Source organism: Paraburkholderia fynbosensis (assembly GCF_902859935.1).
GTDB classification, from domain to species: Bacteria; Pseudomonadota; Gammaproteobacteria; order Burkholderiales; family Burkholderiaceae; genus Paraburkholderia; species Paraburkholderia fynbosensis.
Map to the genome: position 1 here is coordinate 193,476 of NZ_CADIKI010000013.1, position 12,409 is coordinate 205,884.

The following is a 12,409-nucleotide window of genomic DNA, read 5'->3' on the forward strand; positions in this document are numbered from 1 at the left end:
ACCGCTTTGACGCCGCCAATTCGACACCGCACTTGACCGGCATCAAGTCTCGCCGTCTTCCTCGCCGCGCTCCCGCTCGTCCTCTGCGCCGTTCCCGCTGGCGGCCGGTGCATGGCGATTGCGGAAGTCCTTCGAATGCAGACCATGCTTCTTCAGCAGCATCTGCAAATGCGAGCGGTTCATGTCGATCCGCCGCGCGAGTTCCGCAACGGTGCCGCTCACCTCACGAAGGCCACGCTCGAGGAAGGCTTTCTCGGCGTCGTCGCTGGCGGCCCGTTTCGCGTCGCTCAGCGACATCAGACTGGCCACGCTGATCGGCTCCTGCCCGCTCGCGGGCGCGCCGGTCAACACAGCCGCCGCCCCCGGCGCCGTCGGCCGCATGTCCAGCGGCAGATGATCGACGTCCGCCATATCGCCCGCGAGACACGACACGCGATACATCACGTTGCGCAACTCGCGAATATTCCCCGGATACCCGTAGTTCAGCAGAAAGTCGCGCAAGCGCGGCGTCAGTCTGACGGGCCTGCGTTTTAAGGTGCCGGCCGCTTCGTCGCCGAACCACGCAATCAACAGCGGGATTTCATCGCGGCGCTCGCGCAACGGCGGCAGCGTGACGTGAATCACGCTGAGCCGGTAGAACAGATCCTCGCGGAATTTGCCCTCTTCGCTCAGTTGGCGGAGATTGCGATTGGTCGCCGCGACGATGCGCGTATCGACGGCAATGGTTTCGTCGGAACCCACGCGCTGAATCTCGTGCGCTTCCAGCACGCGCAGCAGTTTGACCTGGCCGGCGAGCGGCAACTCGCCGATCTCGTCGAGAAAGATCGTCCCGGTATGCGCGCTTTCGAATTTGCCCTTGCGATCATTCGACGCCCCGGTGAACGCGCCCTTGCGATGCCCGAACAATTCGGACTCCAGCAGGTTGTCCGGAATCGCGCCGCAGTTCACGGAGATGAACGGCTTGTCCGCGCGCGAGCCGTTCGCGTGAATCACCTTCGCCATCAGTTCCTTGCCGGTGCCGCTTTCGCCGTCGATCAGCACGGGCAAGTCGGTGGGCGCCGCTTTCTCCGCGATTTCTAGCGATTCCAGCAGACGCGCATTGTCACCGAACGTCCCTTCGAAAATGAAGCTGCGTTCGAGCAACGCCTTTCTGCGTGCGCCGCGCGATTGATCGACCGGCGTTTGCGGCTCGGCGGCCACCGCCGCCTGCACGAAGCGCTCCTTGTGCGAAAGCTGCATCACTTCGTCTCGCAACGAGGTGGCTTGCCTGAGCAGCTTGTCGATATCCGCGCGTTCGAGGCGCGACGACCAGCGCAACGTCGAGCGCAAAATCTCGATCCGCTCGATCAAACCCGCGTAGGAAATCGCGGGGCTGGCCTCTTCAATCTGGTCGAGTATTTTCATCATCACGCGCTCAACTGTTTCTGGACCAGCTGGTAATACATTCCGCCACGCTGAATCAGCTCATCGTGACGGCCCTGTTCGACAATCGCCCCTTCGTACAGCACGAGAATCTTGTCCGCGCGCATGATGGTGCTGAGCCGGTGCGCGATGATCACCGCCGTGCGGCCCTTCAGAATGTCATGCATGTTGCCGAGGATATTGCTTTCCGACTGCGAATCAAGCGCCGAGGTCGCTTCGTCGAACACGAGCAGACGCGGGTCGTGATACAGCGCGCGTGCGATGCACAGCCGCTGGATCTGTCCGCCCGACAAACCGATCCCACGCTCGCCGACGATCTGTTCATAGCCGAGCGGCATCTTGCTGATGAACGCATGCGCGTCGGCCATCTTCGCGACTTCCTCGATACGGCGCCGGTCGGGCGCATCGTCGCCGCTCGCGATGTTCTCCGCAATGGTGCCGGAGAACAGCAGATTGCTCTGCATCACATAGCCTATCTGCGCGCGGTAATAGGCTTTATCGACCACGCCGAGGTCGTAGCCGTCGATGCTCATCTTTCCTTCGGTCGGCGTGTAGAAGCCGACCAGCAACTTTGCGAGCGTGGTCTTGCCCGAGCCGCTGCGCCCGACTATCGCCACCAGTTCGCCGGGCTTGATGTCGAAGCTAATATTTTCGAGCACGTAGGCGGAGTCGTTGTCTGCGTAGCGGAAATAGACGCCGCTGAAACTGATCTCGCCCTGCAGTTCCGGCAGCATCACGCGCGAGGGCAAATCCTGCGGCTTCTGTTCGGGCTCGATGTCGAGCACGTCGCCGAGCCGCTCCATCGCGACGCCCGCGTCGTTCAACATGCTCCATAAACCGACGAGCCCCATCAGCGGGCCCATCACACTACCCATGAACGCATTGAATGCGATCAACTGACCGATCGTCATTTCGCGCGCCAGCACCAGATTCGCGCCGACCCAGAGAATCGCAATGGTCGTCGCGGCGTTCAGCAACTGACTGCCGAGTCCGACCAGAATGTTGAACGCGTGCGCGCGATACTGCACTTCGAGCGCCTTCGCGTACTTCTTCTCCCAGCGCAAACGCACCGGCCGCTCGATGCCCATGCCCTTGATGGTCTCCACGCCCGCGAGCGCTTCCATCAGAAACGACTTCGAATCGGTCGACGCGGTAAACACTTCGCGCGCGTAGCCCTTGATCTTCGGCGTGGCGATCGCGGTCAATGCCATGATCGGAATCACGAACGCGATCAACACCAGCGTCATCTTCACGTTGTAGACGAACATGATCGTGAAGTAGATGAACACCATCAGCAGATTGAGCGTGGTGGTGACGGTGGATTCGGTGAGGAATGCCCGGATCGTCTGGTTCTCCTGAAAGCGCGCGAAGATGTCGCCGGTCTTGCGCTTCGCGAAGAACGAGAACGGCAGCGACATGGTGTGCTTGAAGAACTGCGACATCATCGCGAAGTCCATGTTGCGCACCATGAAGTTGGCGAGATACGCGCGGATCGTCGACATCAATTGCGAAAACACGTTCGCGATGATCAAACCGCCTATCAGCAGATGCAGCAGGCTGACGTTCTGATGCACGATTACGCCGTCGAGAATGTTCTGGATGATCAGCGGCGGAATCACGCCCAACACCTGAATCACGAAGGTGGCAAGAAACAGATGGCCGAGTATCTTCTTGTACGGCTTCAGGTAGCCGACAAACCGTATCCACGGCGAACGCGCCGCCGACATCTGCACCAGGTGCGGGCCGCCGGTGAAAAGCAGACACGTGCCGCTCCAACCGCGCTCGAAATCCTCGACGGTTAATTTGCGGAAACCGAGCGCCGGGTCCGCGATCCACACGTAATCCTTCGAGAGCCCGTACACCACGACGTAGTGATAGCCCTCCCAGTGGATGATGAACGGCAGATCGAAACCACGCAACGAATCGAACGTGCATTGCACGCCGCGCGCCGTGAAGCCGAGCGATTCGCCGGCGCGCGCGAGGCTGTCGAGTGTCGCGCCCTGGGTCGTGACGTTGGCGAGTTCGCGCAATTTGCCGAGCGTCATCGAGATGCCGTAATGGCGGCACACCATCGCGAGACACGCGGCGCCGCAGTCCATCTCCTCGGCCTGTTCGACCAGCGCGAAGCGTTTGATGACTTTCTCGCCGAACTCGGGCTTGCTTTGCAAGTCGAGCATCAGCGGCAACTTGCGGCGCTGTTCGAGGCGCTTTTGCCGCTGTAATTCGCGGTCGCCGTAGCGGATGCGCTCGTCGAGCACGTCGCGCAGCTTAGGATTGCGTTCGAGGATGAAGTGAACCGTGCGCTCCGGAATCACCAGCAGCCGCGTATCGGTCGTCGCGACGACGGAGGCCATCTGCTCCTGGCGCATCAGACACGCTTTCTCGCCGAAAATCTCGCCTTCGCCGAGCGTCGCGAGCGTGTAGTCGTGACCCTCCTCGTGCCGCACGATGCGCACCTGGCCGTGCCGCACCACGTAGAGCCGCCGGTCGTCGCGACCCTCCTGCTTGAGAATCTCCTTGCCCGCGACGACCCGTTTCACGCCGACGCTGCGCACATACTCTTCCAGTTCCGCCTTGTTCAGCTTGCCGCGCAAATCGAACAACTGCGCGACGAAGCCGCCCGCCGAGCTGATCGCCACATAGCTCGCGACGAACGCGAGTGCCGCCGGATTGCCGGCCATCACCGGTTCGATCGCGGCGCGCGGAATGAACAGCAACTCGGTTTTCGCCGACGACCGCACCGACGCTTCGTGCATGTAGGTGCGCAACATCGCGATGTCGGCGAAGATCTCGCCGGACTTGCGCACGCCCATGCTGGTTTCCTTGCCGTGCTCCTCGGTGAAAATGCGTACCGAACCCGAACGCACCACGTAGAGTCCGTCGGCCACCTCGCCCGAGGAGCAGACCGTTTCGCCAAACGAATAGAAGCGCGCTTGCGCGTAGTCGGCAAGACGCTCGATCTCATCACGTGAGAATGGCGAGAGAATTTCCACCGAGGCGAGAAACTCGGCGGCGGAAGGCACGGTCTGGGGTGCGTCCATGTACTACGGACCTCCGTTCGGCTGACTGCGTTGACTTGGCTTGAGTGGTGCGACTGCGCTACGGCGCGAATAAAGCAAAGCGCCCGGTTCAGTTAGCGCGCCTCGATCACATGCTCCTGGGCGCGCGCGATCAGCCAGCTTTCGCGCAGCAGCCGCCTGACTTCGGCGGCCACGTCCCCATCCAACGTCGCCGGATACTTGGCCGTCACCGCGAAAATCTCGAAGCACGAGCGATCCGCCGACGCAAACGGCCCCAGCAGATCGCCCACCGCGGCATTGAAAATCTTCGCTTCGACGTCCGGCTTCAACGAGCCGCGCAGTACCTTGCCGATCACGCCGCCCGCCTCGCGCGTGTCGGCAATCGAATGTTCGCGCGCCATGTCGGCGAAACTGTCCGGATCGTCGTGCAGATACGAAATCATCTCCTTTGCCTTGCCCTCGCTGTCGAGCACGATATGGCTCACTTCGATCGCGTCGAACTTCGGCGAGTTGAGCGCGAAGTAGTCGCGGATCGCGGCTTCGTTGCCGACCTCGTCGAGCATCTTCTCCTGGTACAGCCCGTCGGTAATGAACGCTTCGAACTCGTCGAGACTCACGTGCAGCACGTCGAGGTACTGGTTCATGTCGGTCGCGCGATGCAGGCCGCGCACACGGCGGAACTGATCGGCGCGCTGCTGGATCTCATCGGCGGTCACGGTAACGCCGTGCTTTTTCGCCGCGTGCACCGTGAGCTTGTCGCGCACGATCTGTTCGATCAGGCTTTCGAACTGGCCGGTCAGCTTCAGAAGACGAATGAACTCGGACACGTCCACGACTTCATCATCGATACGCACTATCGCGGTCATTTCACTCGCTCCTTTGATTGGGAATATTCAGCATGCTCAGCCCGCCACCTGCCTGAACGGATCCAGACCCAGATCGATCAGGCGCCGCTCGCGCACCACGATCTCGGCGCTTGCCGTCATGCCGTAGCGCAACGGGTAACGGGTGTCGGCGATCTGGTAGTAGTTCTTGTCGAGCGTCACGCGGCCCTCGTAGACCGGCTGCTTGTCCTGCGCCGACGGTTTGGTGGCGGGCGAAATATAGGCAAGCGTGCCGCTGATCAGCCCATAACGCTGATACGGAAACGCGTTGAATTTCAGCTTCACCGGCAAGCCTTCATGCAGAAAAGCGCGGTCATGTTCGGCGATTTCGATCTTCAGCACGGGCCGTGCGTCTTTCGGCGCGATGCCGCCGAGCGGCGCGTTCGCCTGGATCTTGTCGCCGCGCTGCGTCGATGTCACATCGGTAATGACGCCCGAGACCGGCGCGAGAATCAGCAGGAAGTTGTCCTTGTCGATGTTCTCGAAGCGGATTCGCGCGGCGGCCTCGGACACGAGGCGGGCGCTCTGCAATTGCAGACGCACCTTGTCTTCCGCATCGGTGATATCACGCACCGCCGAATCGTATTGGAGTTGCAGGTCGGCGGTCTGCTGGCCGCTGGTTTCGAGTTGTGCATTCGCCTGCGTGTATTCATGACTCAGGCGAAAGTCCAGTTCGGCGAGTTTCGATTGCGCGACACGGTAGGCGTTGTCCGCTTCCAGCGCGGCGGTGCGTTTCTGCTCGACTTGCAATTCGGCGATGCCGCCGCCCCCCGGCTGCGCGAAGAGCTTCGAATAGCGGTCCAGTTCCTGACGCGCCGCCTCGCGCGTGCGGCGGGCGTTGTCGAGAATGCTGCGCGCTTCGTCGAGTTCCGCCTTCTGCCCTTCGGCAAGCTTGGTGGTGCCCTCCGACACCCGATTTTCGTGCAGACGGGATTCCACTTCCATTTGAGCCTTCAGCGCCGCGGCTTTACGCTCCATCAGCGCCTTCTTCTGCGGAAACTGTTTCGAGTCGCGCTCCGCGTCTTCGAGTTTGAGTTGCGCTTGCAGCGCGTTGCTCGCCGCTTCGATCGCGCCGCGCGCGTTCAGCCGCGCCAGCACGTCGCCTTTCGACACCGGCTGTCCCTCGGCGATGTACAGGTCGGCCAGTTCGCCGTCGATCGGCGCATAGATGCGGCGCACTTCCGATTCGGGCGACAAGGTTCCCTGCGCGGTGACGATCACATCCGCCCGGCCGACGAACGACCACAGCAGCCCGGCCACCACCAGCGCGACCATTGCCCAGATCAGCGCACGCGCGATCCGCACCGGCTCGGCAGTCAGAATCGCGATGCCTTCGACACTGTGGTCCTCCAGCGCCTCGGACAACGGCTTAGGGTGATTGTCGCGCTTCACTGTGCTCGCCTCCGATCAATGCCAGCTTCGCCTTCAACAGACCCGGGTCCAGCACCATGCGCAACTCCGTCAGCGAGCGGCGCTGCAGATCCGCTTCGGCTTCGATGTCCGCGAGCAGGCGGTCGAAGTCGGCGGGATGATCGGCCTTCAGTTGCGTGTAGATGCGCATGCCCTGCTGCGCCGCCGTTTGCGCGTCGGACAGCAAACGCGCCTCACTGCGAAAGCCCGGCGAGATGCCCGCTTCGAGCCGTTGCGTGCCGCCGATCGAACCGCTCGCGCGATATTGCTTCCACAGACTCTGCGCGCGCAGCAGCAGATCTTGCGCACGCGCGAGCGCTTTGTCATGCAGCGCGGCGACGTCTTTATCGATCGACTGCACGAACCACGCATCCGCCTGCGGATCGAGACTTGCATAGAACGACAGCAGGCGCTGGTCGTAATCCTTGCCGCCGCGCGTCTTCTGCAAATCGGTGTACTGGTCGAGCAGCGCTTTCTTGTGCACTGCTTCAGCCGCGAGCACGTCGGACCATGGGCCGACGGGCATCGCCTGCAAATCGGCCAAGGCCTGCTGCGCGTCGCCGCGCAGCCACGCCGCGTTCACCGCGTCGTGACGCTCCATCACGTCGGCGGATGGCAAACGGCTCGCCGCCAGTTGTTGAAACTGCGCCTGAAAAGGCGGCGTGCCGAAATGCACCGACTTCAGCATCGCGAGCAATGGCGTCAGCTGACGGCTCAGCGCGGCATTGAGCAACGCGGAGTACTGGCGCAAATCCTCGCGCACCCGGTCGAGGCCGGCGAGACGCGGGTAGCGCTGCGCGTAATCGTCGAGCACCGGTGGCAGCGCGTCGGGTTTGTCGCGCGCCAGTTCGGCGCGGATCACGCCATTCAGCCGGTCGATCGCGGCGACGTACACCGAATCGTCGCTTTCCAGCTTGCGCAGATGACTCAGCGCATGCGCGTAGGGCTCGGCAAACACCGGCACGTATGACGCGATCCGGTCGAGCGCGCGCTGATGGCTTTTCGGGTCGTCTTCCCAGCGTTGCAGGAGTTTATTGATCGTCGATTCGTCCGCATACATGCGGATCGGCGCATCCGCGCCGCCGCGCCCCGCCACGAAGCGCTCCAGATCGCCCACCCATTGCAGTTCGCCGGCCAGCGAGGTGGCGTCCGCGTTGTCCGCGCTCAACGCTCTCATCTCTGTCAACAGAGCGTCGGCCTGATCGAATTGAGCCTTCTGCAATGCGTTCAACCAGCCGGGCAGTTTCGCCTTCAGCAACGCTTCGCTCGCGAGCGCGCTGACTTTGCTGTCCGCCGGATGACTCGCCAGATAGCCTTTCGCCGCCGTGACCGCACTTGTGTAATCGCCGCTCGCCAGCAGGTCCTTCAATTCACGCTCCGGCGAGCCATGCAAGTAAAGCGCCACCGCGATCGCCGCCAGAACGGCGACGCCCGCGCCGCTCCATCCCGCGATGCGTCTGACGTTCTGACGGTCGTCGTCCGCAAAGGCCTTGCCGAGTTCGCTCGCGACGAGGCGCCAGCGCCACGGCTTGCCCTTCGCGCTCGCCGCGGGGCCCGAGGCGTTGGCGCCGTGCGCACTACCGCCGCTAATCGCGCCCTGCGCGCCCTTCGTTCCATTCGTGCTGCCGGTGCCGCTGGTGCCATTCACGCCCCTTGCGCCGCTCTGCGCATCGCGCTTCGCGTGCGCCGACACGGCCGATGCCGCTTCGTTGACTTCGTCTTCACGTTGTAGGCCCGGGTCGACGCAAAAGATATCGAGGAACGAATGCGCGGCGCCGACGAACGTGGTCTTGTCGGTATCGGCCGCATCGTCGACGGCTGGATTGAGGAATAGCTGGGTCACGGTGGGCTCGACATCAGGGGCTTTCTGCAGCGACACCCTGTAGACGAAGTGGTCGCCGCCAAATGCAACGACGTCGCCTTCCGCCAGCGGAAGCGCGGATTCGTCCAGGCGTTTTCCGCCAACGAAGGTCCCATTGGTGCTGCCGAGATCCTCGACGTAGAGGTCGCCACCCTTCAGAAAGATGTGTGCGTGCCGCCGCGAGATGTAATTGACCTGATGCGGATAGCGCTCCTTGTAGCGCGAAAAAACGTCGTCCGCCTTGCTGATGAGAAACGGGAACGCCCGCACCTCGATCGGTTGCAAGCCGAGGTCGTCGCGCTGTGGCACCAGCAGCAGGCCCGGCGTGGGCGGTGTGCTGGCGGCCGCCACGATGCGTGCGCGCGGCTCGATACTCACCCGGTAGCACAGCTCGCCGCCGAAGCACAATTCGTCGCCGGCCCGCACGCGCGCCGGCATTTGCCGCACGGCGATGCCGTTTAACGTGGTGCCGTTCTTGCTGCCGAGATCCGCTACATAAACCGCGCCGTGCTCCGTGAAAACGCGCGCGTGACGGCGCGACAGACGCGAGGTTCGCTCGGGCGGGTAGTCGGTGAATGGCGCTTCGCTGCGGCCGATCGCAAACAGGTTCTCGACAATCCGGATCGCGTCGAGCGCGGGGCGTTGCGCCGACGCAACCGGCGACAACACCACGTCGAAGGCAGCGGCCACGGTCGCGCGCATTTCAGCAATCGGAACTTCGCCGGTGGCCATTTTATCTGGATCACTAAGCGTTTACCCGCTGCGGCGAGAGCGCAACGGAAACGGGACGAAGGACAACGGCGAAACGATCTTGTTGTAAAGAGCCGTATGGAATAGGGCCCCTCAACGATTGTAAGTCACGCATGGCGAGTGTCAATTTCCAGATGATCGGTTGTCGAGGCAGCACGCGTCGTCTGCATCTAAAACACCCACGCCGCGCGCGGTCTCGCGATTAGCTCAGTGTTCCTTTACTTCTCTTTTACCTGCCACTTATTCGTCACCTACTTGCTATTGACCTGCGCCTGCACGTCCACGCTCGGCCAGCCGCCGCCCAGCGCCTTGTACAGCAGAACCGTGTCGGACAGAATCAGTTGATGGTTGGCGAGAAGGCCCTGCTGCGCTTCGAGCAAAGTCCGCTCAGTTTCGAACACCTCCAGTTGCGACACCACGCCAAGTCGCAATTGCGACTGGATCTGATCGGCGACGATTTGCAGACGCGACACCTGTTCCTGCAATTGCACGCGTTGCGCCTTATGGGAATTCAGATTGACCAGCGCGTTTTCCACTTCCTCGAACGCACCCATCACGGCCACGCGGTACTGCTGCTCGGCTACCGTCGATTGCGCCTGAGTCGTCTTCACGTGAGCCCGCGTACCGGGATCGAGCAACGGGATGTTGATGCTCGGCATCAAGCCGAATGTGAACGATTTCAGCAGGTTGTTCAGCGCGGCGCTCGCCGTGCCGCCGTGTGCCGTGAGACCGATGGTCGGCAATTGCGCGAGCTTGGCCTGGCCGACGAGGTCGTAAGCCTCCAGCACTCTGAACTCCGCCGCCACCACGTCGGGGCGCCGCGCGAGCAGTTGCGCGGGAAGGCCGTCCGGTACCGCGGGCAATTGCACGCGTTCCTGCAGGTGGCCCTGCGGCAATTGAAACTCGCCCGCCGGTACGCCCATCAGCGTACAGAGCGCATTGTTGGCAATCGCGCGCGAACGGCGCAAGTCGAGCAGCTCGTTCGTCAGCCGGTTGATTTCCGCCTGCTGGCGCAGCACTTGGGTTTGCGGTATGAGGCCGCTGCGCCGCTGGCCGTCGTAGATCGTGAGAATCTGTTTGTTCGTGACGAGCGTTCTCTGCTGCTGCTCGATCTGGTCGTCGAATTGGAGAATCTGAAAGTAGGTGCTGGCGACGTTCGCCACCAGTTCGAGATACCCGGCGCGCCAATCCGCTTCGCTCGCATGAAATTCCGCCTTCTGCGCCTGCACGCCCTTTTCGACCTTGCCCCAGATGTCGATATCCCAGTTCACCTGGGCCGCGACGTTGTACTGCTTTGCAAAGGTTTGGCCCGTGGTCTTTTCGAAATCGGCGCCGACGCCGAGGTCCATCGTGGGCAACGCACCTGCTTTGGCCTCTGCGATCTGCGTACCGGCGACATCAATACGCGCGGCCAGCACTCTGATATCGAAGTTGCCCGCAATCGCTTTGGCGATCAGCGTGTCGAGATACGGATCATGGAAGCCTTTCCACCAGTCGGGCTCGATGGTCGCGGTGGCCGACACCGCGCCCCTCTGATCCGACCACGACGCTTTGGCAGGCGTGTCGGGGCGCTTGTAGTCGGCCATGCGGAAGTCCACGCACGCACCGAGCGACAGCGCGCATACCGCTGCCGCACATACGCCGCGCAACGCGGCGCCGACGCGCAAGCCGCCGCTTGAACGCACCGGCTTGCGCTGTGCCGATGTCATGAGGAAGAAGCGCTGACAAACCGGTGAATCAAGCAACGCTGACACGATTGTCTCCGATGACCCCCGCTTCGCTGCACGCATTGCCCGACGGGAGCGCCCTTCAGATACAGCCTCTCCCAGGCGGCTTCACCATCGAAGCAGCGGGCGGGAAGGGTGGCGCGGGGATCGGACGTTGACGCGAGGGGTGCGTGCAAAGAACGATTGAAGTGGAAATCTTTTTGAGTCACTAGCCGACACGGCGCAACGCCAGATCGATGCTCGGCCACGGCGGAGCGGACCCCGCAAAGGCTGGCAGGCCTTCGCGGGGGACGCGCCGCTCAGGACACGTAGATGTTGTTGGCCGAGCTTACATGCGGAGCGATCGTGGTCGTGGTGCCCGCGACGAACGCTGCATTGTTGCCGTTCGCGCTCTGGATGCTCATCGTCGTGTTGATGAGCTGGGTAGCGTCGACGGTCTTGCTGTTGTTCGGCGCATACACCGGCGCATAGCTGAAATAGGATGACGAGGGATAGCCGAAGCCACCGCGCACGGCGCTCATCGCCTTGCTGTCGAGTTGTTCGGTGATGGACAGGTCTTTGATCATCAGCGTGTTCATGGTGAATCTCCTGGAAGGGGAAGGGGAAACTGCACAGTCCTGCGTTTGGGTTCGAGCAATTTGTCTGCTCGGGTGTCACTAATGCATGGGCTGTGCCAGGGTTGGTTTCCGCTCCTAAGAGATTTCCTGGAAGGCCGCAGATAAAGGGCTTTGCCGATGACCAACGATCCTGGAAGAAGTGAGCGCGACGATATGGCAAGCAGCCGATGATGGATCGCAGCCAACAGACAGCGCGAAGCTGTTGGCTGCGTCGTGACACTGGCATGCACGAGGCGCGCCGTGCAAGGTCTCAGCGCGCAATGACGGTGATCTTCTTCGAGTACACCGGCGGATTGTGCGGGACATGCATATCGTCGCCCATCAGCAACTGCAGCGTGTGCTTGCCCGGCGGCAATTGAATCATCGTTTCCGTTTCGCCCGCGCCGAAATGCAGGTGGTTGCGGTCCGAAGGAATTTCCTGGTCCATCGGCGGCAGATCGGTGTCGATCAGCAGATGATGGTGGCCCGTATTCGGATACTTGACGCCTTTGGGCGCCACGCCCATGAAACGCAAGCCGAACCACACGCGAAACGGCTTGTTGGCGGGCACGACCTGGCCGTCGTTCGGGTAGCCGATATAGGCGTATGCGCCGGGCGGCGCTGGTGTCGTGCCGGCCACGGCGAAGCCAGGCAAGGCCAATCCCGCCGATGTCACGAGCGCCGCGATCACAAAGATCTTGTACATGAGGTCTCTCCGTCCTGACGGACCCGCGTGGAA

General features: G+C 62.3%; 8 protein-coding genes. All 8 read right to left on the reverse strand.

Annotated elements, in window-relative coordinates; all coding sequences use genetic code 11:
• Nucleotides 1-42: 42 nt before the first annotated feature.
• The gene (locus HV770_RS22210; protein ID WP_175162981.1) at nucleotides 43-1,407 is read right to left on the reverse strand and encodes a sigma-54 interaction domain-containing protein; all 1,365 of its coding nucleotides are present in this window, start codon (nucleotides 1,405-1,407) and stop codon (nucleotides 43-45) included.
• On the reverse strand, nucleotides 1,407-4,463 hold the full coding sequence (locus HV770_RS22215; RefSeq protein ID WP_175162983.1) for a peptidase domain-containing ABC transporter: 3,057 nt from the start codon (nucleotides 4,461-4,463) through the stop codon (nucleotides 1,407-1,409). Before HV770_RS22215 ends, HV770_RS22210 begins: the two co-directional genes overlap by 1 nt.
• Before the next feature lie 92 nt (nucleotides 4,464-4,555).
• Nucleotides 4,556-5,308: a peptidylprolyl isomerase gene (locus HV770_RS22220; RefSeq protein WP_175162985.1), complete on the reverse strand. Its 753-nt coding sequence runs from the start codon at nucleotides 5,306-5,308 to the stop codon at nucleotides 4,556-4,558.
• 36 nt (nucleotides 5,309-5,344) lie between these two features.
• Complete coding sequence (locus HV770_RS22225) at nucleotides 5,345-6,718, reverse strand: beta-barrel domain-containing protein (RefSeq protein ID WP_175162987.1); 1,374 nt, start codon at nucleotides 6,716-6,718, stop codon at nucleotides 5,345-5,347.
• A complete protein-coding gene (locus HV770_RS22230) occupies nucleotides 6,696-9,329 on the reverse strand; it encodes an FHA domain-containing protein (protein ID WP_175162988.1) in 2,634 nt (877 codons plus the stop codon). Before HV770_RS22230 ends, HV770_RS22225 begins: the two co-directional genes overlap by 23 nt.
• Before the next feature lie 269 nt (nucleotides 9,330-9,598).
• Entirely contained in the window at nucleotides 9,599-11,056 is a 1,458-nt protein-coding gene (locus HV770_RS22235) for an efflux transporter outer membrane subunit (protein ID WP_246291094.1), read from the reverse strand.
• Between the two features lie 317 nt (nucleotides 11,057-11,373).
• Nucleotides 11,374-11,652 carry a hypothetical protein gene (locus HV770_RS22240; RefSeq protein WP_121323654.1) on the reverse strand — a complete coding sequence of 93 codons (279 nt, stop codon included), beginning with the start codon at nucleotides 11,650-11,652 and terminating at the stop codon, nucleotides 11,374-11,376.
• 289 nt (nucleotides 11,653-11,941) lie between these two features.
• Complete coding sequence (locus tag HV770_RS22245; RefSeq protein ID WP_175162992.1) at nucleotides 11,942-12,376, reverse strand: DUF4399 domain-containing protein; 435 nt, start codon at nucleotides 12,374-12,376, stop codon at nucleotides 11,942-11,944.
• Nucleotides 12,377-12,409 lie beyond the last annotated feature (33 nt).

Bases quoted from the DNA above. Each gene is read 5' to 3' on its own strand.
- HV770_RS22240 (WP_121323654.1), bottom strand. From the start codon at position 11,652: ATGAACACGCTGATGATCAAAGACCTGTCCATCACCGAACAACTCGAC.
- HV770_RS22245 (WP_175162992.1), bottom strand. From the start codon at position 12,376: ATGTACAAGATCTTTGTGATCGCGGCGCTCGTGACATCGGCGGGATTG.
- HV770_RS22210 (WP_175162981.1), bottom strand. From the start codon at position 1,407: ATGATGAAAATACTCGACCAGATTGAAGAGGCCAGCCCCGCGATTTCC.
- HV770_RS22235 (WP_246291094.1), bottom strand. From the start codon at position 11,056: ATGACATCGGCACAGCGCAAGCCGGTGCGTTCAAGCGGCGGCTTGCGC.
- HV770_RS22215 (WP_175162983.1), bottom strand. From the start codon at position 4,463: ATGGACGCACCCCAGACCGTGCCTTCCGCCGCCGAGTTTCTCGCCTCG.
- HV770_RS22230 (WP_175162988.1), bottom strand. From the start codon at position 9,329: ATGGCCACCGGCGAAGTTCCGATTGCTGAAATGCGCGCGACCGTGGCC.
- HV770_RS22220 (WP_175162985.1), bottom strand. From the start codon at position 5,308: ATGACCGCGATAGTGCGTATCGATGATGAAGTCGTGGACGTGTCCGAG.